This window comes from uncultured Sphingobacterium sp., assembly GCF_964277905.1.
Classification (GTDB): domain Bacteria; phylum Bacteroidota; class Bacteroidia; order Sphingobacteriales; family Sphingobacteriaceae; genus Sphingobacterium; species Sphingobacterium siyangense.
In genome coordinates, this window is record NZ_CAXYKD010000048.1 from 648,316 (window position 1) to 668,829 (window position 20,514).

14 protein-coding genes are annotated in these 20,514 nt (G+C 45.0%); 8 read left to right on the top strand and 6 right to left on the bottom strand.

Annotation, left to right across the window (positions count from 1 at the left end; genetic code table 11):
- Positions 1 to 72 precede the first annotated feature (72 nt).
- The 6 genes from ACHWSC_RS24505 to ACHWSC_RS24530 all read left to right on the top strand — a co-directional run bounded on the left by ACHWSC_RS24505 (position 73) and on the right by ACHWSC_RS24530 (position 11,219).
- Positions 73 to 1,959 carry a RagB/SusD family nutrient uptake outer membrane protein gene (locus ACHWSC_RS24505; RefSeq protein WP_394678548.1) on the top strand — a complete coding sequence of 629 codons (1,887 nt, stop codon included), beginning with the start codon at positions 73 to 75 and terminating at the stop codon, positions 1,957 to 1,959.
- A 2-nt stretch (positions 1,960 to 1,961) separates the two neighbouring features.
- Positions 1,962 to 2,471 carry a DUF5018-related domain-containing protein gene (locus tag ACHWSC_RS24510; RefSeq protein ID WP_394678549.1) on the top strand — a complete coding sequence of 170 codons (510 nt, stop codon included), beginning with the start codon at positions 1,962 to 1,964 and terminating at the stop codon, positions 2,469 to 2,471.
- 147 nt (positions 2,472 to 2,618) lie between these two features.
- Positions 2,619 to 4,019, top strand: a complete 1,401-nt coding sequence (locus ACHWSC_RS24515; RefSeq protein WP_394678550.1) for a Gfo/Idh/MocA family protein — start codon at positions 2,619 to 2,621, stop codon at positions 4,017 to 4,019.
- A 17-nt stretch (positions 4,020 to 4,036) separates the two neighbouring features.
- Complete coding sequence (locus ACHWSC_RS24520) at positions 4,037 to 6,706, top strand: beta-galactosidase (protein WP_394678551.1); 2,670 nt, start codon at positions 4,037 to 4,039, stop codon at positions 6,704 to 6,706.
- Between the two features lie 253 nt (positions 6,707 to 6,959).
- Positions 6,960 to 8,777: a right-handed parallel beta-helix repeat-containing protein gene (locus ACHWSC_RS24525; RefSeq protein ID WP_394678552.1), complete on the top strand. Its 1,818-nt coding sequence runs from the start codon at positions 6,960 to 6,962 to the stop codon at positions 8,775 to 8,777.
- A gap of 45 nt (positions 8,778 to 8,822) precedes the next feature.
- Positions 8,823 to 11,219: a glycosyl hydrolase family 95 catalytic domain-containing protein gene (locus ACHWSC_RS24530; protein ID WP_394678553.1), complete on the top strand. Its 2,397-nt coding sequence runs from the start codon at positions 8,823 to 8,825 to the stop codon at positions 11,217 to 11,219.
- Between the two features lie 92 nt (positions 11,220 to 11,311).
- Here ACHWSC_RS24530 and ACHWSC_RS24535 read toward each other — a convergent pair whose 3' ends face one another.
- Positions 11,312 to 12,277: an alkaline phosphatase family protein gene (locus ACHWSC_RS24535; RefSeq protein WP_394678554.1), complete on the bottom strand. Its 966-nt coding sequence runs from the start codon at positions 12,275 to 12,277 to the stop codon at positions 11,312 to 11,314.
- Positions 12,278 to 12,397: 120 nt separating this feature from the next.
- On the opposite strand from ACHWSC_RS24535, the gene ACHWSC_RS24540 reads away from it, so the two are divergent.
- Both ACHWSC_RS24540 and ACHWSC_RS24545 read left to right on the top strand, forming a co-directional pair.
- The gene (locus ACHWSC_RS24540) at positions 12,398 to 12,709 is read left to right on the top strand and encodes a hypothetical protein (RefSeq protein WP_394678555.1); all 312 of its coding nucleotides are present in this window, start codon (positions 12,398 to 12,400) and stop codon (positions 12,707 to 12,709) included.
- 123 nt (positions 12,710 to 12,832) lie between these two features.
- Positions 12,833 to 13,069 (top strand): hypothetical protein, encoded by a 237-nt coding sequence (locus ACHWSC_RS24545; protein ID WP_046676052.1) that lies wholly within the window; start codon positions 12,833 to 12,835, stop codon positions 13,067 to 13,069.
- 49 nt (positions 13,070 to 13,118) lie between these two features.
- On the opposite strand, the gene ACHWSC_RS24550 is transcribed toward ACHWSC_RS24545, so the two are convergent.
- The 5 genes from ACHWSC_RS24550 to ACHWSC_RS24570 form a co-directional block, all read right to left on the bottom strand.
- Positions 13,119 to 13,781, bottom strand: coding sequence for a hypothetical protein (locus ACHWSC_RS24550; RefSeq protein ID WP_394678556.1), 663 nt, complete (start codon positions 13,779 to 13,781; stop codon positions 13,119 to 13,121).
- A 471-nt stretch (positions 13,782 to 14,252) separates the two neighbouring features.
- Complete coding sequence (locus tag ACHWSC_RS24555) at positions 14,253 to 15,800, bottom strand: DUF6850 family outer membrane beta-barrel protein (RefSeq protein ID WP_394678557.1); 1,548 nt, start codon at positions 15,798 to 15,800, stop codon at positions 14,253 to 14,255.
- 11 nt (positions 15,801 to 15,811) lie between these two features.
- Positions 15,812 to 17,023 carry a DUF4876 domain-containing protein gene (locus ACHWSC_RS24560; RefSeq protein ID WP_394678558.1) on the bottom strand — a complete coding sequence of 404 codons (1,212 nt, stop codon included), beginning with the start codon at positions 17,021 to 17,023 and terminating at the stop codon, positions 15,812 to 15,814.
- A gap of 4 nt (positions 17,024 to 17,027) precedes the next feature.
- Entirely contained in the window at positions 17,028 to 19,856 is a 2,829-nt protein-coding gene (locus tag ACHWSC_RS24565; RefSeq protein ID WP_394678559.1) for a TonB-dependent receptor domain-containing protein, read from the bottom strand.
- Positions 19,846 to 20,466, bottom strand: a complete 621-nt coding sequence (locus tag ACHWSC_RS24570) for a hypothetical protein (RefSeq protein ID WP_394678560.1) — start codon at positions 20,464 to 20,466, stop codon at positions 19,846 to 19,848. The genes ACHWSC_RS24565 and ACHWSC_RS24570 overlap by 11 nt, the downstream gene beginning before the upstream one ends.
- Positions 20,467 to 20,514: the final 48 nt, after the last annotated feature.

Genomic DNA, 20,514 nt, shown 5'->3' on the forward strand with positions numbered 1-20,514 from the left:
AAGGTCGGCAGCTGTGACATAGACTTTTGTTGACCTGAAAAAGTTCATGCTGATTGAAAAAAATATAAACCAATGAAAAGAATAAATAGATATATATTGGCAGCGAGCAGCTTGCTCTTCGTTGCTTCGTGTAAAAATGTGCTGGATGTCGAACCCTATGATCGTGTTAGTGAGGACGTGATCTGGAGTACCAAGGCAAATGCTGAAACTTTTGTTTATGGATCGTATGGCATTATGGAACGCTACAATAGTGGACCGGGCCAAGATGTCTATACGTCCAATATTCAGGCAAATGATGGTACAGCACGAAACGCTTTTCAGGTATTTCGTGAAATAATCGACAATACCTTTGATGCGGGATTTAATAACTGGGGGCAGGTGCGTCGAAGCAATCTGATCATAAAAAAAGTGGGTGAGTCGCCGGGTATTTCGGACAACGACAAAAAAGCACTGATTGCAGAAGGTAAATTTTTACGGGCTATGAGCTATTATGATGTAGCCCGCAAAATTGGACGCATTGTATGGATAGACCGTGTATTGACCGAAAAGGATGAACTGTTGTTGCCTACGACAGCATCACCGACTGAATCATACAATTATATTATCAAGGATTTGGAGGACGCTGTAGCAGACCTTCCGGCCACAAAAATAGCTGGAAGAGCCAACAAATACACAGCTGCGGCATATTTGACGGAAGTTTGTCTACAAGCGCTGGCATATAAAAATTACCCCAATGCAGCGAATGTTGACGCGAATGATCCCCTATTGGAAAAAGTTATCAAATATGCCAATCTCGTGATCAATGAGGGCGGCTATGTCTTGGAAACGGACTATGAGGGGATGTTCAACCAGACCAAGAGCACTTCGCCCGAAATTATCTTTGCTGTTTACAAAAAAGGTATCAATACGATCATTCAAAGTACCCCGATGCAAAATAGTATTCCGAATATCTCTGTTGACAAAATCAAAAAGTTTGAAGGCTCACCTTTGTTTAATAAACCCGTGCCTTTTGAGTGTTGGCCGGAGCAATTTCCTGCGCAAAACTTGGCTGACGCCTACTTGACCATCGACAAAGCAGACCCAACGAAAGTGTTAGCCTGGAATCAGACTTCGCAGTACAAAGTGGCTGTTGAAGAAGGCGTGAGTGTGATGCATCCGCACAGCCGCACTAATTTTCCATTTGATAAAGTACCCAAAGCCAATGATGAAAGTGTATTGGTGCAGGGCAAAATCAAATCGGGAAGTAAGGAAACCTTGTGGACATTGACCAATGAAAATAGGGATGCACGCTGGAAAGCAAGTATCATCAGTGATTCGACTTCCTTCTATGAACAGACCGTAACGACAACCATGCGCGGTAATGCCGGACGATGGATCAGTATCAATGGTGGCGACTGGGGAGCTGGATCGACCAATATGTACTGGCGAAAAGGCATGTATACCAATGTATCACCATCCTTTTTAAATACCGTGATGACCGATTATCACTTTGTTTCGATGCGCCTGGGCCGTGTGTATTTGAATCTCGCGGAAGCCTACCTCCTGAAAAACGACTTGACCAATGCACGCCTCAATCTGAACAAAACACGTGTTACACATGGTCAGCTGCCGCCATCCACGGCCAGCGGAGCCTTTGAAGCATGGAAAGATTATAAAATAGAACGCCGTGTTGATCTGGCGGCAGAAAATGATTATTACTATAGTCTCTTACGTTGGGGAAGATATGGTGGCAACGCCAACAATGGCACGCCTTCTGGTGGAACAATTGTTGAACTGACAGAACCCATGCGTGTTATGGACATATCAAAAGACCGTAAATCATTCGCTATAGTAACGGGACCGTTTAATAGTGCTTATAATCAGCGTCTATTTAAGCCTGAACGCCGCTATCTCTTTCCGATTCCGCAATCATTTATCGACAACAACCCAAATTTTGCACCACAAAATACCAATTGGTAAGTATGAAAACACTGAATATGACCCGAAAAAAGAGCAAGTACGCGGCGCTAGTCATCATTGCAATGATCAGTATGTTGATCTCGTCTTGTCTAAAAAAGGATTTACCCGATTATCCACTATTTGATGGGAACTCCATCACTGTGGTAAATGCCGAACATCGTTTCAAAAGTAGAATAAAAACCATGCATGGTGAGCCTATCGTCGTGATGAAGGGACTCACTGTAAGTAGTCAGGTCGACGACGCGAATTCAGTCATTAATGTTTCCGTCACAGTACCCGCTGCAGAAACGGGTAGTGGTGCTGATTTTACCGCGGATGAGAAAGCTAGTGTCAAGCAAAATGCCCTCTGGTTCTATTATACCATATCGACAGCCGCTACACTAGCTCCACTCGATGGGACAGCCAAACCCGGAGATCCTGCCGATGGTACCAAACCATTGAAATATCGCGTCACCGCTGCCAATGGCAAAACGCGCGACTGGGTGATTAATGTGGTAACCTTTAAAAACTAATGCAATCACGGAAATAGGGGTGCTATCGGCCTAGTTTCGAAGGTTCTTAGCATCTCCTGTTTTCTTATATCAAATGCCTGGCATTTGAAATATTCCAAAACGGGTTGTTTGAAGGCAACTCCTAACTCTAATCGTAAGCGTACTTACATGAATTCCAAAAGAAGAAATTTTTTGAAACTGGCCGGGCTATCAAGTTTGAGTGTCCTGTCCGGTAAAATATTTGCCGAGCCCCAAGCCTTGCTGGACAAGGAAGCTTTAGCCGCGGTGCCGGCTCCAAAGCAGAAGTTTAATATGTGCGGTTATGCGGCACCCAAAATGGACAAGGTACGTGTCGGATTTATCGGTGTCGGCAATAGGGGCGCATCGGCCGTATATCGAATTGCGCATATTGATGGCGTCGAAGTCAAGGCCATCGCCGATATCCGCCGCGGGGTGGCCGAGCGTGCCACTAAACACATCAAAGGGGAAGCTCCCACCATCTATGCCGATAAGGAAGATGAATGGAAAAAATTATGCGACCGGTCCGATATTGACCTCGTCTATATCTGTACCCCCTGGCATCTGCATACGCCCATGGCGGTTTATGCCATGAAGGCCGGAAAGCATGTTGCCGTAGAAGTACCCATTGCAACGACAGTCGAAGAATGCTGGCAGCTGGTCGAAACCTCCGAAGCAACAAAAAAACACTGTATGATGCTGGAAAATTGTTGTTATGATTTTTTTGAGCTCATGACATTGAATATGGCAAGACAGGGATTATTTGGCGAAATCCTGCACGGGGAAGGGGCTTACCTCCATAATTTGTTGCAGGAAAATTTTGCCAAGGACAGTTATTACGAGATGTGGCGCCTAAAAGAAAATTTTCGCAATGGAAATTTGTATCCCACACATGGTCTGGGGCCTATCTGTCAGTTGATGGACATCAATCGTGGGGATAAAATGACCTATTTAACTTCAATGTCATCCAATGATTTCAGTATGCATGCCAAAGCAGTTGAACTTGCTGCGAAAGATCCTTTTTATGAACCGTATGCGGGCAGGAGTTTTCGGGGAAATATGAACACGACTACCATCCGCACACAGCGGGGTAGAACCATCATGTTGCAGCATGATGTCTCTAGCCCAAGACCCTATTCACGCATACACCTGGTTAGCGGCACCAAGGGAATGGCCCAAAAATGGCCCGAACCCGAAAGGATAGCCTTTGGTCATGACTGGATCTCCGCCGAAGACATGAAAAAGCTCGAACAGCAATATACGCCCGAGATTGTGCTCAAAGTGGGCGAGATGGCCAAAAAGGTGGGCGGCCATGGTGGGATGGACTTTATGATGGACTGGCGCCTGATCGATTGTCTCCGCAACGGTTTGCCGCTCGATCAGGATGTTTACGATGCAGCATTGTGGAGCGTCATCGCGCCGCTAAGTGAACGTTCGGTTAAGGATAGATCCAATAGTGTAGATATTCCCGATTTTACAAGAGGGGCATGGGCAACCAACGCCAAAATAGAACTCTCCTTAAAAGGTGGTGGAAATACAGGAATGAAATAAAAATTCAAAGACTAAAAATGAAATATCGTTATATAGCCCTCGCTAGTTTACTGTGCTCGACCGCGGTGCGTGCCCAATATCAAATGGATTTGCAGCATGTCGGAACAGTTCCATTGAACTACCTGAATAAAGAAAGTATCGGACCCAAAGGCAAGGAAATCCGCGTCAATAATATTTACATGGAAGAAGGTGGGAAGCCCGTCCTTCCGGTAATGGGGGAGTTTCACTATGTCCGTATGGATCATCGTTACTGGCGGGATGCCTTGCTCAAAATGAAAGCCTCGGGAATCAATATGGTGTCTACCTATGTCATGTGGAGTCTCCATGAAGAAACGGAAGGGCAGCAAAATTGGTCTGGCAATCATGACCTACGCCGTTTTATCCAGTTATGTGATGAACTTGGATTGAAAGTGCATCTTCGTGCTGGTCCCTATTGCAACGCCGAAATGCAACATGGGGCACTTCCCGAATGGATCATCAACAATAAAGCACTGGTGACCCGAAGCAACGATCCATTGTACCTTAATTATTCCAAAAAATGGTACGATGCCGTTTTTCAGCAGATCAAGGGATTATTGTACAAAGATGGTGGACCCATTATGGCTTTGCAATTGGAAAACGAATTCGTCAAGAAGGGACTTGTGGTTTCCCACCTGATGAACTTAAAAAAGCTGGCCCGTGAAGCTGGATTTGATGTGCCTTTGTATACCATGACACACTGGATGGATAGCGAATACCCCAAAGGGGAAGTCGTCCCTTATGGTGGTTTCTACATCGAGACTCCCTGGGTGACCAATCATGGTAAAATGACTCCACCGACAAATTTTGAATATTTTACCTACAATAGGCTCTCGGATAATATTGGTACTGATATTATAAAGATTGAAGGGGATGTGGAGTCTTTCGACGGTTCAAAAAATGATTCGCCGTTTTTTACCTGTGAAGTTGGGGTTGGGGCACCTACTTTTTATCAGCGTAGGGCTGTTGTTTCGGAGGGAATGGCTGGTGAAAATATCAACCTGCGTCTAGGGACCGGTGTCAACCTCATGGGCTACTACATGTATGTCGGGGGGACAAATCCACGGGGTGAAAAGAATACCTATGGAAATGGGCCTTATTTTGGCTATGATTATCAGGCGCCAATCCGCGAATTTGGAACCCTGGGTGCCGTAATGAAAGAAACCAAAAAACTCAATTATTTCATGAACGACTTTGGATCCCGACTGGCACCTATGCTTGCTTACCTTCCCCTGAGCAACAAAAACAAAGATAATTTGCAATGGGCTGTACGATCTGATGGTGAGTCGGGCTATCTTTTTGTATCCAATTACCTCTACCGTTATGATCGGCCCCAGTACGACCAAGTGCAGTTTAAGCTAAAGCTTCGTCAGGAAGAATTGACATTTCCACGAAAACCAGTCTCCATTGTCAATAAATCCTATTTTCTTTGGCCTTTTAATCTCGATTTGAAAGGTGTAAACCTTAAATATGCGACCGCCCAGCCTATTACCAGTCATCAGGATGGTAAGGTAAGCAGCTATTTCTTTTTTGAAGATGACGCGATTCCGGCAGAGTACTTAATCGATGCGAGCAACATCAAAACAATTCAGGCCAAAGGCGCGAAAGTAAGCAAAGAAAAGAACCGGTATTTTATTTCGGAGCTTGTAGCAGGAAAAGAATCTGTGATTACCATTACAAGGAACAACGGCGAACAGGTGAAGCTCGTGACGCTTACTGAAAAGCAATCCGATGATCTTTGGAAAGGTAAAACTGGGCAAAACGATGTTGTTGCGCTGACCAAATCAAGTCTGCTAGTCGATGCAGATAAGGTTTTTATTACCGCCGAAGATGCAACGCAAAAGATCAGTTTATACAAGTCACAGGGACTGAAGGCTTTTGAAGACAAGGTCTATCAGGGGCAAAAAGTACAGCAACTGGAGGCCGCAGCGTTGGAACTGGGGCCTATGCACGATGCGACACGCATACAGGTAAAAACAGGGAAGGTATTGACAAAAATAGTTGATTCGAGTTCGCTGGCTGAGGTTTCGGAGGCTACCCTGCGTTTTAGTTCAGACAAAACGATGAAAATCTATTGGAATGGCAAGGAGCTTTCTCCAAAAACGGTAGGCGAGTATACAATAGCTGATGTTAAAGCAGCTATCCGTTCGGGCAAGAATGAAATTCGTTTTGAATCTGCAGATGATGGCGCAAGCCTGATCGCTGAGGTTGAGCTGCTGTACAAGAACGGTGTTCGAAAAGTATGGAATACAGATAATACCTGGTTGAGTGAAGACCAAAAACCTGTCGAAAACAGTGAAAACCAACATAAGCCGGCCCGCTATGCTGCAGCAGAAAGATTGGGTCTCTTTGAGTTTACCCTACCTGATTTGACAAGGGGCAAAGATGAGGTCCGGTTGGAACTGAGCTACTTTGGTGATAAGGCCACAGCCTATATCGGTGAAGAACCGTTTACGGATAGCTACAACGACGGTACGCCCTGGATTTTGGGTCTAAGTCGAAAAAAAGAGGAGCTGGCGAATGATAAGTTAATTGTGCGCATCACAGGATTTGGGGCCGATACGCAAGAGATCTTTTTGGAAGACAATTTTGATCGTATTAAAAGCCAGTTCCCAGCAATTAAAAACGCCAAGGTGGTTAAGGACTATACCTATAGCGTCAACGAATAGTATTCGAATAATTAGGGCACCTTCCATTGGAGGTGCTTTTATGCAGCTGATCCGATGGCGGCCACGTAACAAGCAGGAAGCTTTGCTTATGGATTAGCTGTTAATTTGTGAAAATCGTTGTGCTGTTACCAAGAAGTTGACTGTCTGATGGAAAATTTCTGGTACAGTGTGATGAAAAAAGGCTATATCGTGCTATAAAAAGGCTATATAGTATTATTAAATGTGACGATAATTATAAATTTTTGATAGCATAATGAGGCTAATAATTATAAGTATATGGATACTGATTTTTTTTCAGGTAAATGGCCAAACCATTGACGTAACTCAATTTGGTGCCCATCCCAATAGTTTCGCTGACGCGACCCTTGCTGTAAAGAAGGCGATTGAAGCGGCAAAAGGGCAATCGGATGTGATCTTAAATTTTCCAACAGGGAGATATGATTTTTGGCCAGATCATGCCACCGAGACCAATTATTACATTTCGAACAGCTCGTCTGAAAGTGAATTTCCAGTAAAAAGGCAGCGCGTGGGCCTATTTTTTAAAGGCCTCAAGAACATCCGCCTCGAAGGGAACGGGTCTACCTTTGTATTTCATGGAAAAATGATTAGCTGGGTATTAGATAGTTGCGAAAATATAACATTACGCAATTACACAGTAGATTATGAGCGGCCCGGCATGTCCGAAATGACCGTCCGATCAGTATCGCCTACCGAAGTAACTGTTGCTGTCCATCCCGACAGCAGATTGACAATAATGGATGGAAAAGTACAGTGGTACGGTGAAGGCTGGATTCCGAATCCAAAAGGTTTCTTTCTGGCTCGGGTTAATCCACATGAAGATCGGATTTTTTACAGCAACTGGGGGCCTTTTCAGGCGAGCAGCGCTGAAAGAATCGGATCTACTGGCATTAGATTTAAGGGTGACTTTTCGAAGTTTAAGGCCGATACGGGTGATGTCCTTACGCTCAGGGATGCCATAAGGGATTATGTCGGTGTGTTTCAAAATCGAAGCAAGAATATCAGTCTGCAGAATGTGCATATGAATAGTATGCACGGTTTGGGTATTGTATCCCAATTCTGTGAAAATTTAAACTATGACCATATTTATGTGGAGCCGGCCAAAGGTAGCGGTCGGGTGATCGCTTCATCGGCCGATGGTATGCACTTTTCGGGCTGTCGAGGGCAGATTACCATTAACAACTGTCGCTTTAGCGGGATGCATGACGATCCCATCAATGTGCATGGAACACATCTGAAAGTGAAAGAGATTATCTCACCAACGCAGTTGAAATTAAGGTTTATGCATCATCAGAGTTACGGTTTTATGGCCTTCAGCAAAGGCGACACCATTGCTTATCTCCATGCCAAAGCGTTACAGATCTATGGGCAAGGGGTTGTGAAATCGGCCCGGTTGGTCAGCGAGCGTGAGCTTATTGTCGAATTGGAAAAACCTATACCCAGCCAGCTCCAACTGGACGATGCCCTGGAGAACATCACCTGGACACCGGCGCTTACCTTAACAAATTCAAGGTTTGAACGCACCATTTCAAGGGGGACCTTAGTGACAACGCGACGGAAAGTCTTGATCGAAAACAACGTCTATTACCGAACGGGTATGCATGCTATTCTCATTGAGAATGACGCCATGGGCTGGTATGAGTCTGGCCCTGTGAGCGATGTCACCATCAGAAACAACCAATTTATAGCTTGTGGTTTTAACAGTGCGCCAGAGAGTTATGCGATTAAGATCAATCCAGAAAACAGCGAACGCGTGAAAAACTATTATGTACACCAAAACATCCGAATCGAAAATAATAGTTTCAAACAGATTGATTCCCCGGTGCTGTCGGCGAAAAGTACCAAAGGTTTGTTTTTTGTCCATAATAAAATCTATAAATCGGATGCGGCAGCAAAGAGCAAAGGCCTAGCGGCATTCAATTTTATAGCCTGTACGGGCGTGCAAATCATTGGAAATGAATTTCATGACGAGGAGCCCGTAATACAACTAAAAGAAATGGGAAAAGTAGCTATTAAATCGGATATCAAATTTGAAATATCAGACCTGAACTAAGAAGATATTGATTTTTAATCAGGTATTTATAGAATAACTAAATGAATGATGAGAGTTTTTTTTATTGCGCTTTTGGTAAGTGTTTACACTGTTGCTACTGCACAGGAGAACAATGCCCTAAAATTATGGTATACGAAACCAGCAACACAGTTTGAAGAAGCTTTGCCTCTTGGAAATGGCCGCCTGGGAGCAATGGTTTACGGTGGAGTTGACAAGGAACGTATATCTTTAAATGAAGCTACCTTATGGTCAGGTGGCCCTATTGACGCCGCAAAGGTCAATCCAGATGCAAAACACTATTTGAAGCCCATCCGGGAAGCATTATTTGACGAAGACTATAAAAAGGCGGATTCCCTAGCACATTTTATGCAGGGGCCTTACTCGGAGGCCTTTATGCCACTGGGTAACCTTTTTTTCGACTTTGACAACAAGGGCAATATGAGCGATTATTGTCGGGAGCTGGATATTCAGCAGGCGATTTCAAAGGTGAGCTACCGCATTGGGGAGACTAGGTATACCAGGGAAACATTTGTGTCACATCCGCAGCAAGTAATTATCTTTCGTTTAACTGCGCAAGGAAAAGATAAACTAAATTTCTCCTGTCATTTTGATAGCAAATTGCTTTCCAGAAGTTCAGTAAAACAAGGGATGCTCCAAATGAAAGGTTGGGCACCAGTGCATACCGAACCAAATTATAGGGGTAATATCGCGAATGCTGTTGTCAATGATACTGCAAATGCGATGCGCTTTGTATCCATGCTCAAGGTGCTGAAAACGGATGGCAGGCAAAAACTGCTAGATTCGACCCTGAGTGTGAGCGGTGCAACAGAAGTTGTGCTGGCTTTGTCTATGGCGACCAGCTACAATGGCATTGATAAAAATCCGGGCAAAGAAGGTAAATCCGAGGATAGCTTGGCGGCTGGCTATCTTGCAAAAATCACCAATACCGATTATCAAAGTTTAAAAAACACGCATTATGCTGACTTTCGGAAATATTTTAATCGGGTGTCCTTAGCATTAGGCGATAGTGAAAACGAAAAGCTTTCGACAGTAGACAGGCTTAATCGCTTTGCAGCCGGCCATACGGACAATAGTTTGATCGCTCTTTTTTATCAGTTTAGTCGCTATTTATTGATCAGCTCTTCGCGGGAGGGAGGTCTCCCTGCCAATTTGCAGGGAATCTGGAATGAATCGGTACGTCCGCCTTGGAGCAGCAACTATACAACGAACATCAATGCCGAAATGAACTATTGGGGAGTAGAGACCGCAGATCTACCTGAAATGCACCGACCATTATTTGATTTTATCGCCCGATTGGCAAAACCGGGCCATATTACTGCCCAAAACTTCTATAATGCCAGCGGCTGGGTATGTCATCACAATAGCAATATGTGGGCAATGACCAATCCCGTGGGGGATAGCGGTGAAGGCGATCCATGTTGGGCCAACTGGCCAATGGGCGGCGTCTGGTTGAGCACACATCTATGGGAGCACTATGCCTTTACCAAAGACGAGGCTTTCCTGCGCGATCAGGCTTATCCTTTAATGAAAGGCGCAGTACAGTTTTGCCTCGACTTTTTGACGGCGGATAAAAAAGGTTATTTGGTAACTGCACCATCGACCTCCCCGGAGAATGTGTATATCACCGACAAAGGATATGTTGGTCAGACCTTGTACGGCAGCACGGCTGATCTTGCGATGATAAGGGAACTATTTGTTGATTATTTAAAATCTGCTGCCGCCCTCAATATCGATAAAGAAATACAAGCTCAAGTGAAGAAAGCTTTAGTAAGAATGTATCCTTATCGGATCGGTAAGGCGGGAAATTTGCAGGAATGGTACCACGATTGGGCTGACAACGAACCTCACCATAGGCATTTGTCTCATCTGTTTGCGGCTTATCCAGGTTATACGATTACAACGGCCGAGACTCCTCAGTTGGCCGATGCGGTGCGAAAATCGCTTCAATTAAGGACAAATGAAGGAACGGGTTGGGCAATAACATGGAGAATAAATTTGTGGGCCAGGATGCAAAATGGCGAACGTGCATACGATGCCGTTAAAAAGTTAATGCGTTTTGTGGGACAAGATGCCGCTATTAAATATGGCGGTGGTGGTGTGTACGCCAATTTATTTGGGGCACATCCACCTTTCCAAATTGACGGAAATTTTGGTGGTGGCGCGGGCATCTCAGAGATGTTGCTCCAAAGTCATCAGGGTTATATTGAACTGTTGCCTGCGCTCCCTAAGGAATGGCAGACCGGAGCGGTCAAAGGTTTTGTTGCACGTGGTAATTTTGTCCTTGACTATGCTTGGGAAAAGGGGCAATTAAAAAAGGTAAAGCTTCTTTCCCGTAAAGGAGGTACCTGCAAAGTCAAGTATAAAGATCAAGTGAAAACCCTCCGTACACAAGTGGGGAAAAGTTATGAGTTGAAGTTCTAAAAAAAAGCTCATCGTCAGATCTGAGGATGAGCTTTTTTAAATTAATAATCTTTTTTAGCAGATTTCGTTCCGAAAAGATAGTGCTCACACCTTTATTTGAAGATCTCGGTAGGAGCAGTTCCCGACCAGGATTTTGGTAGATTCTTTAATCCAAATAGGCGGGCCAAGATCCACGAGGTATTTCTATTGCTATTGAAGAAGGCGTTGGTGCGGCCTAGGTTTTTGATTTTTTTGCCCGTAATGCCAAAAGGGATCTGCATTTCGTTCATGCTTGTGCCACCGTGCCCCTTTTTGATGCCACCATGGTCGGTCAATAGTAGGAAATAGCAGTCCTCATAGAGATTTTGTGCTTTCAAAGTCTGTATAAAATTCCCGATGGCGACATCTGCTTCTTCGATGGACGCTATATATTCTGGCGACATCCAGCCGTGGTCGTGGCCGGCATGATCGGTATGCACACTGTATAGAAACAACAACATCGGATTGTTTTTATTATCACCGATAAATTTTAAGGCTTTTGCATAGTTGGTCTCATATTTATCATCCTGCTCAAAGGAGACTTCATCCAGGTATTTTTTGTTGATGGGATTGATAAGCTCAGCCCAATTATAATAGAAAGCCGTTTTTATATTTGGTTTCTGCTCCTTCAATAGTTTGAATATGGATGGCGAATAACCCTCTTGATCCACTTCCAAAGCTTGCAAGGGATGGTTGTCCAGCGTCCAGTTATTGGCCGTGATGCCGTGTTCTTCGGGGCCCTGTCCGGTTAGATGGCTCGTCCAGTTGGGGAGCGTGACGGATGGAAGGACGGGTCTGCTGGATAGTGTCAGTAGTCCTTTTTCAAACAACTTGTCGATATTAGGGTGTTTTGAGGCCCCAAAGCCTTCGGAACTAAAACCGTCCAGTCCGATGATAACAATACGCTGTGCATTTACAGCGCTGCATACAGCTAGAAATAATAAGATCAATAGGATTTTCATGCGTATCATCGCATAATGATTGACGCGGTTAAGTGGGCTGCTGCCACTAATCAAGTGATAGGTTGCTGACTTTTTCATTGAATATAAATATACGTAAGTTTTGTAATACTAAACAAAGTTTATTTATACTGTTTTTTTATGCGGTTAAATTTTTGTGAAATCGTCAGATGTTGTAGTAGGCCATGTATTACTTTACTTATGATAACATTTATTACTTATGATAAATGGATGAAAACCCATTCCAATAATGCCAATATTCCGTTTGCACTGGGCGAAGCTTATGAAAATGAGGAGAGCCCAAGGGCTAAAACATACCTGCTCAAGGCTGTTGATATCAATTCCAAATTTACTGAAGTCTGGGGTGTGTCAAATGTAAATTTAATATGCGTAAAATCCAACCAGCTAAAGGATTGGAAAGGTGATTTACTTCGATGGAGATACCCATTCACTAAGCGGTATGGTACTGCAGGGTGTACATTAATGGAGATAATAACATTTTTTAACTTCTGACTATTGTTATATAATGGTCAGAAGTTTTTATATTTACGACAGTTTAGCGAACATAGGGCTGATGACATGAAAAATCTGGCTTTAATTTCGGAATGCGCAATTATTAAAAAACTTATACGGAATATGAAATATTACTTACTGACCTTTTCTGTTTCGGCTCAGGTGCTCACCAAACGTACTGAACTGATTAATTACCTTAGTCGGCATATCGCTGATCTGAAATACATTTCGGCAGATCTTCAGGATAAACTATGCACCATTACCATCCGGACATTACGACGTGACGAAGGGGTTGTTCTTAATCTTTTGGCCATAAGAGGTTTCAAGGCATCTTTTCTATCAGCGACCGAAGGTCCCTAACCTGGGATTGGCAAATTTCTTCGGCCCTGAATAGTGGGCCGGCTTAAAATTATCTGTTCAAAATGTTCGTTCGTTCGATTACAGCGATTTCCTCTTTCGCGGCAATCTGTCGTTTTTTTGAAGTTCTGCAGTAGGTATACTGCCGTGAACGGCTAAAGCCACGGGGTAGGACTTTCCGCTCCAGATAACCGTCTGCCACATATTTACGGAGTAGTGAAGTAATGCGTTCAGCCTTAAAAGTAATCTGATAGGCTTTTTCCGCAGCAGCAATAACCTGTTCAATGGTGCGGGGATCCTGAAAATAATCCGAGTCGAAAATCAGATGCATGACGGATTCCCGCTGATGACGATGATCCAGTTTTTGCGTCGTTTGGAGTTGATTTTTATCCGTGACCTCGTCTGTAAAGAACTTTTTGCCTAAGGGAAAGAATTTAGTCCTAAATCGGCCGAAATTACTGTGGGTACCCGTAGCTATCCGTAATGGCATTGATTCATCAAAAAAATGGGCCATCGGAATTGACAGTGAATCACAGAGCTTTGCTACAGCTTCCACAGAAATCGTTGAATTTTTGTGGAAGTAGCTCTGAAGTCGGCTTTCTGATATCTCGCTAAAATTAGCCAAGCCGGCTAATGTCATTGAAGTGTTGTCAAGGATTTCTAAGATCCGCATGGATATCCATTCCGCTAAGGTCATATTTGTGATTTTTCCCATATTAATTGCAGGATTCCGTAAGGAATTTAATTGATTGTATTGTATACTCAGGATTATTTTATAATGATGTTGTTTTTCTTTCTTTATCTGGCCAGCATATCGTTTAATTATGTTGATATCCAAATCGTGTATTCTCTGTAGATGGATTTTTATGAAGATTGCTGCTTTTTTTTGAAATTCAACTGATTATCTTGATAAAAACAACACGAGGTCCGTGTTAAATAATTTATTAGGCGATATTACTAATTTTTGTTGAAAATTGAAGGATTTTTTAAGATAGATGGTGGTGTTTTTGACATAAGTATGTTTTTTATTCAATTGACTGCCCTAAATAATTTAATTCCTTCAATTGACCGCTTCAAATAATTTAAGTTCTTCAATCGTCTAGGTGAATGCATTAAAATTGCGGAGCACTAGACTTGGGCTCCGCAATAAGAAGTTTTTTTTAGGTAATCTTGCTGAAGATCTCCATTAGAACGTCAGTAGGCCTAAGGATAAACTAGCCGAGTAACGGGATTTTCCGTTGTCACCATATCCACCAGGTGTAGACAGCGCTGTTTCCAGGCTGCCCGATCCCTTCAGATAAAGTTGATTGCTTTTCTTTCCGAAGTTGGCAAGCCGGTATTGTATGCTCAGGGCATTGACTACCCGATCGCGTGTTAAATACTGGTAGATAGGCAGGGCAATGCTGTTTGCAACAAAATTGCTCGAATAGCTTTTATCTGTATAACTCCATTCGTTTTTTACGCCAAAATTGTAGTTGGATGCCACATCAAAGACCCAGCGCGACAGGACTTTGTTAAAGCGGATGCCGATATCCATGCGGTCGACGATTTCTTTTCCCTCCGGTAGGGCATAGCGATTGTCCCAGCCGGAATAACTTACGGTGGCCTTTGCAAACCAGTCGGAGCGGTAGGCGCTGGTTTCTTTGGCCAATATATACCCCAAAGAAGCCTGGCTGCGTAGTGCCGTATTCAAGCTGCCTTCAAAAATAGTTTCATAACTGCGGTCGTCCGTGCGCTGCAATTGCTGGTATTCGGTATTGGAAATATCACAATACAGCAGGTTTAAATCGAAATGATGATTGTAATCGCCACGTTTTAGATCAATGGCCGATAATACGGTGTACTGATCGTATTGATGTTTGCCAGCCTTCATCGGATAAGTGCTGCCATCGGTAGCCTTTTCCTCATTACGTAGGTAGCTTCCGGACAGCAGCCAGCTGAACTGATCGGCGGTATAACGAAAGCTGAGTTCGCTGCCATACGCATGCGCAAGATAGCTGCGGTCCATATCTGCCGTCATAATGAAAGGTGATGCCCCGAGGTATTCGGCTAAGCCCAGAAGTTTATATACGTTGTATTGTTGACTTCCGTTGGCACGTACCAGATTAAGATCATTTTTCTGATAATTATAAATGGCTGCAATCCCAAGCTGATGCCGCTTGCTGATTTTGTAGGAAATATTTGGTGCTAGCTGGATTTTATTTTCCGTATCGAGAGAACGTGGGTCCATTTGTCGCGCTCCTGTAGCGGCCTGATAGGAGAGGTCGAGGCCGGCACGCATGCGGCCACCAGCAAAGCTGGGGCTCGCTACTTTGAGCCCCATTGTATAAAACTGTTTATTCCAGTCGCCCTTTAGTGAGTCGACTAGCTGATAGGGATTGTCAGTAAATGGATTCACAAGGGATGCATAGGCCAGCTCCTTCTCTTTCAATGTGGTAAAGTCAAAGCGACCATAGAGCGTCCAGTCGCCGGAACGCTGAAATTTCTCTGTCGAAAAATTGAGTCCCTGTTTCGATTTGCCTGTAAATGGATGTCTAAAATCTCCGCCTTCATAGAAGTAGCCTAAGGTGGTGTTTCCCACAGCCGGTAGGTCAAGCTCCCCCAGTAAAGCGCTGCTTTTGAGTTTTAACAGGCTTTCCTTTTCTTTGGAGTAGCTGATATTCGGATTTTCCTGTGCTTGCAGCTGCATGAAAGAGGCTGTAAATGCCAGGGAAAAAATATATTTTATGTTCATGATGCGCCTGCTTATTTAGAATAACTTTTGGGACTCGGGGTATCGTTTATCGTAAAGTCGCCGGAGGAATTGTTGGTGTCCATCAATACTTTGATGCCATTGATTTCTTCCCTTACTTTCCGGATAACCGATTTTCCGGTGCCGGCTCCGCCGCCAACAAAGGCTACTCCAGCATCAATGGTGAGCGGTAAACGCTTTTTGTCCAGTGTAATGGTGCTGTTGGCAACGCAATCCACGCCGTCGATAACTTTGTCTGTGGCAACTTTTACATAACGTGTTGAAGCAGTCGCTCCGGGTTCGGTGACAGTTTCGTAGCTGGCATAGTCGTCGGGCGAAAGGATAACGAGTCCAGAGCCGTTGACGCCAGGTAGCCAATCAAAAACGGTCAGCGATGAGCTATAGATCAGCGTTACGTTGGGTACGTCTGGCGAGTCGGTATCATTGGAATTTCCGGGCGGATTAAAATAGGTCTCAAAATCGGCTATTCCCGCCCCTAAATCTGTGGGTGCATTGGGATTGCCTTTTGGATCTGTCTTATGATTAATGCCGTCGACAGCAATGACAATGGATTTGCCCGGCGCTACAGGATGATCTACACCTGCGGTACCCGGAATGGTCCAGAGGGAGGCAAGGTATACGTTTTGCTGGTCGTCGATAAATTTGGTGGCCACCGTTGAACCCGCTTTTGTCGCTCCGAAGGAGATTCCGCCGGCGTATAGGGTGTCGGTCGAGTTGTTGTAGATTTCCACAAAACCATCGTATAAATAAGAAGAATTATTCGGGGTGCGGCTACCGGTATAGTAAAATTCCTTGATGACAAATCCACCGATGGCACCGCCGCTCAGCTGAATGTCTGTCTTTCCGGATTCCTGAATACGCAGGGAGGGGATGGAGGCATTCAAAAATGCTTTGCCCAGGCGTCCGCTGATGCTGATGCTTTCCTCTTCGGTCACCTCCCGGCTTACCGTTACAGTGTAGATACCAGGTATAATATCCTGCAGATCGACTTCGCCCTTTGCATTGGTGGTCAATTGGGACTGTTGACCTGTAAATGTGTTTTTAAGGGTTACCGTAGCATTCGCGGCAAAAGATTCAATATAATTGCTGGGGTAGCGGACAGCCAGGGTGTAGGAAAGCGTATTGACCGTCGCAAAATCTTTGCGGCAGCCACTCAATAAACAGAGCAACGCAACCAGGTAGAGATAACAATTGATTTTCTTCATTTTTTTAGAATTTAATAGACAGTTCGGTTCCAAAAAAGATATCAATATTTCGTTTTGTGAACTGTTCGGGATTGCGTGTACTCCGTACCAACGGTCTGTTGTTGATGAAGTTGTTGGCATAGAACGAGAAGCCCATATTTTTGGCAAACTCCTTGGTCAATTTCATGTTGAACAGCCAAAGTGGTTTCCAGCTTTCGGTGCGGAAGGTTGCGTCGCTGAGACTGAGGTAAATATCGCGGTCGGCCGAGGTGATCTGCTGGCGCTCTGCCTCTGAAAAATAGACGATGTCCATGGGTTTGTCAGATCCCACAGGGATATAACCGATCGGCAGGCTGGAGTAGTCGACATTACGCTCCTTATCGATCCAGATGGTCTGTGCCGTCAGGGTCAGGATAAACCGTAGTTCGGGAATATGGTGTATGGCTCTTAAAGTGGTCATGAGTCGCTCGCTGTCGGTCCCGCGTGGCGCAAATACACCGACACGTGTCATCGTTTTGTTGGGCACCTCCTGTGCAAGGATATAAGGTATGGTGGTGGTTGATTTGGTCGACTGATAGGCTCCGGTGAGCTGAAAAGAAGTGCGGATAGCGTCGAAGCGGCCCATATCAAAATCAAATTCAGCCCCCTTGTTGATGATCTGCCTGCCGTTTGTAGGTGTGGCATAGGTAAATACATAAGGGTTATTGGTCACAACATCACTCAAAATCGGTTTTCCGCCCGCTACTTCCTGCTGCACGGTATACGTCGGAATAAGCGCATACTGCAAGCTGTTTAAGGTGGTCATATAGTCGTAGGCATTGTCGATCTTATCGTGATAAGCGGTAATGCTCAAACGCTGACCTTTGCCGACTTTCCAGTCGATACCCAATTCTTTTTTATAGGATTTGGCCAGCTTGAGCTGATCGTTGCCTGTTTCATACACGCGTGTGGTCAGGAGCGCTAGTGCCTCGTTGGGATCCTGCTTGTAATAGTTTAAGCTGAAAACATCGAAATAGGCATTTTCGGGATACAGCATGTTCAAGGTAGGTGCCTTAGTGGCGATGCCATAGCCTCCGCGTAGGGTAAAGGCAGGCAGGAGATCGTAGCTCACATTGATCCGTGGCGACACGGCGGTCTTTCCGTCGCTGCTGAAAGGCTGTAACTGATCCATACGCACACCGGCCTGTATAGCCAGTTCGCGCTTTCCAAATCGGGCCGTCATACGGTCCTCGGCATAAGCGCCGAGCTGATTCAGTGCGGGTATATCTTTGTAGGCCCGCGCACGGTATCCGTTCAGGTTATTGGTGCGGTAGGGGAAGTTGGGGTCAAAGATCTTTCCCTTTCCACTATTGGCATCCATTCGATAATCTGTACCGACAAGGACGCGGTGTGTAAAAAGGCCTGTTTTGGCATAAAACTCATCCGCTATCTTGGCAAATAAATTGATCGGTTTTCCCTCTACCCAGGCTTTATTGATATAGCTGGCAGGTAGATAGGGGGCCTCAAATGTACCATCGGTATACGAGCTTCCCACAGCTGAAATACCAGCAGTTCCAGCATTTTCCATGTATGATTTCTGAAGCGAGTAATTCAATGACACGGTATAGTTTAACTGTCGGGCCAGGGCCTTATTGACCTTCCATTTTCCATTTGTCGAAAAGCGGTAACTGTATTCCTGCGACTTGTTGAGCTGCGGAACAGCATTGGCATCGGGATCAATTTTGACATTATCCAGGTTGCTACCAAAAGAGAAATAGGTATTGGTATACAATGGTTTTTCCTGACCAAAGGTTTTGCTGTACTGCGCTGAACCGGTTACGCGGTTATAGGCGGCATAGGCCGATGTCTGCTTGTCATTGGCCCGGGTGTAGTCAAGGTCGACAAACAAAGTCCCCTTGTTTTTTCCGAGATCAAAACCCTGGCCTGCCCAGAATTGGGTAAGCTTCGGGTTTATCCGTCCTTTGATCTGCAGGTCTTCTTTTCCGGCTTTTGTCTGCACGATAATGGCGCCCGAGGTCATGTCGCCATATTCGACCCCGGCAATGCCGCGGATGACTTCAACGGATTCGACATTATCGGCCGTGTACTGCCGCATATCGGCACCCAAACCCTGGGAAGTCGAAAAACTGCCAGCCGAACCGCTTGATCCCGAAGTACCCGTTAATATCGCCGCAGAACCCATAGACTGCAAATTGGCATTGTTGGATGTTGGTGCCCCGTTGATGATTAGCGAAGTACCCAGGGAGCTCATATAATCCGAAGAACGGTTGGTCTGGTTGCTATTGCCTACATTCCGTATGCCGGTTTTATTGACATTGGTGAAACTCGGATTCGTTGTCATTCCACCGGGTAGCAACTGTAGGACTTCACCCAGGTTGGTCGCCTGCATATGTTCAATGGCCTTGCGGTTGATGATGGTCGAGGTGGCACCTTCTTTTCGGTTTTCCTGACCAACGACCACAACGTCTGCCAGGGCAATGGAGTTTTCGGCCAATGCTATCACAATAGGCTGTTTGCTGGCAGTCACGTTCTGCTCCACGGTCAGCATTCCGAGGTAGCTGACAACGAGAGTGTACTGTCCGCTTGGAGTGCGGTCGAACGTAAAATGGCCGCTTTCATCGGTTTTGGCGTACAGACCCAGCTCCCTGATTTGTACGGTAGCTCCTTTGAGTGCCTTGCCGGTGCTTTTCTCTGTGATTATGCCACGGATATCGCCGTCCTGAAAAGAGCATTCAGTCAACGGTTTTGTGTTGGTGGTTGTAGCGGCGAACGTAGTTGCTGATGCTGATAAGGTCAATAGGGCAAAGAATAGTATAGATCTTTGCCGTATCAATACTGGTTCGTTATTTTCCATGGCTATGGCCCATATTTTCGGGGTTAATCATGATGTGTGCTTTGTAAGATCCCTCGTCCATTAACCAGGGAATTCCAGGTAAACCCGGTTTGCTCGACAAGCCGATATCGGCTGCTTTCGCATAAGGAACATAGATCACATAACGTCGCTGTGCACCTTCGATTTCTCCGGTTGTGTTGTTCAGTTTGGCCAATGGTCCCCAATAGCCGTACAGTATGGTTGGTGTCTGCGGGATGGGTAATTTGCCCGCTTTGTGTTCGGCTTCGCGGATTTCATCGCGTTGTTTGCGTTTGCCTTCGGCGATTAGTTCGCGCCCGCGGGCCATAAAAGGATCCAAACTTTTTGGATAGGCATAGGCATATAAAACGGAAGATTTGTAATCCGGTGCAAGACAGATCAGGTTATTGGTGGCGGTGCCTTCCTGTAAGGTGACAAACTCGCCTTTTTCGTTATAACCCAATACTTTGGCGCCTTCGCGTTGGTCTGCCGGGGCTGCCTGTAATGCAATTTTTATCTGTAGATCTTTTGCGAGTGGGCTGCGTTCTTGTTTTTGTCCAAACACAGCCAGGGTACCCCACGATAGCGCAAGGGTGATGATAAGATGTTTCATAGATATTCGTTTAGCGATTAATGACTAATTGTTTTTGCTTGTTGATGC

Excerpts from the sequence above, each read along its gene's own strand:
- ACHWSC_RS24505 (WP_394678548.1), top strand. The coding sequence starts at position 73 with ATGAAAAGAATAAATAGATATATATTGGCAGCGAGCAGCTTGCTCTTC.
- ACHWSC_RS24510 (WP_394678549.1), top strand. The coding sequence starts at position 1,962 with ATGAAAACACTGAATATGACCCGAAAAAAGAGCAAGTACGCGGCGCTA.
- ACHWSC_RS24515 (WP_394678550.1), top strand. The coding sequence starts at position 2,619 with ATGAATTCCAAAAGAAGAAATTTTTTGAAACTGGCCGGGCTATCAAGT.
- ACHWSC_RS24520 (WP_394678551.1), top strand. The coding sequence starts at position 4,037 with ATGAAATATCGTTATATAGCCCTCGCTAGTTTACTGTGCTCGACCGCG.
- ACHWSC_RS24525 (WP_394678552.1), top strand. The coding sequence starts at position 6,960 with ATGAGGCTAATAATTATAAGTATATGGATACTGATTTTTTTTCAGGTA.
- ACHWSC_RS24530 (WP_394678553.1), top strand. The coding sequence starts at position 8,823 with ATGATGAGAGTTTTTTTTATTGCGCTTTTGGTAAGTGTTTACACTGTT.
- ACHWSC_RS24535 (WP_394678554.1), bottom strand. The coding sequence starts at position 12,277 with ATGAAAAAGTCAGCAACCTATCACTTGATTAGTGGCAGCAGCCCACTT.
- ACHWSC_RS24540 (WP_394678555.1), top strand. The coding sequence starts at position 12,398 with ATGATAACATTTATTACTTATGATAAATGGATGAAAACCCATTCCAAT.
- ACHWSC_RS24545 (WP_046676052.1), top strand. The coding sequence starts at position 12,833 with ATGAAATATTACTTACTGACCTTTTCTGTTTCGGCTCAGGTGCTCACC.
- ACHWSC_RS24550 (WP_394678556.1), bottom strand. The coding sequence starts at position 13,781 with ATGGGAAAAATCACAAATATGACCTTAGCGGAATGGATATCCATGCGG.
- ACHWSC_RS24555 (WP_394678557.1), bottom strand. The coding sequence starts at position 15,800 with ATGAACATAAAATATATTTTTTCCCTGGCATTTACAGCCTCTTTCATG.
- ACHWSC_RS24560 (WP_394678558.1), bottom strand. The coding sequence starts at position 17,023 with ATGAAGAAAATCAATTGTTATCTCTACCTGGTTGCGTTGCTCTGTTTA.
- ACHWSC_RS24565 (WP_394678559.1), bottom strand. The coding sequence starts at position 19,856 with ATGGAAAATAACGAACCAGTATTGATACGGCAAAGATCTATACTATTC.
- ACHWSC_RS24570 (WP_394678560.1), bottom strand. The coding sequence starts at position 20,466 with ATGAAACATCTTATCATCACCCTTGCGCTATCGTGGGGTACCCTGGCT.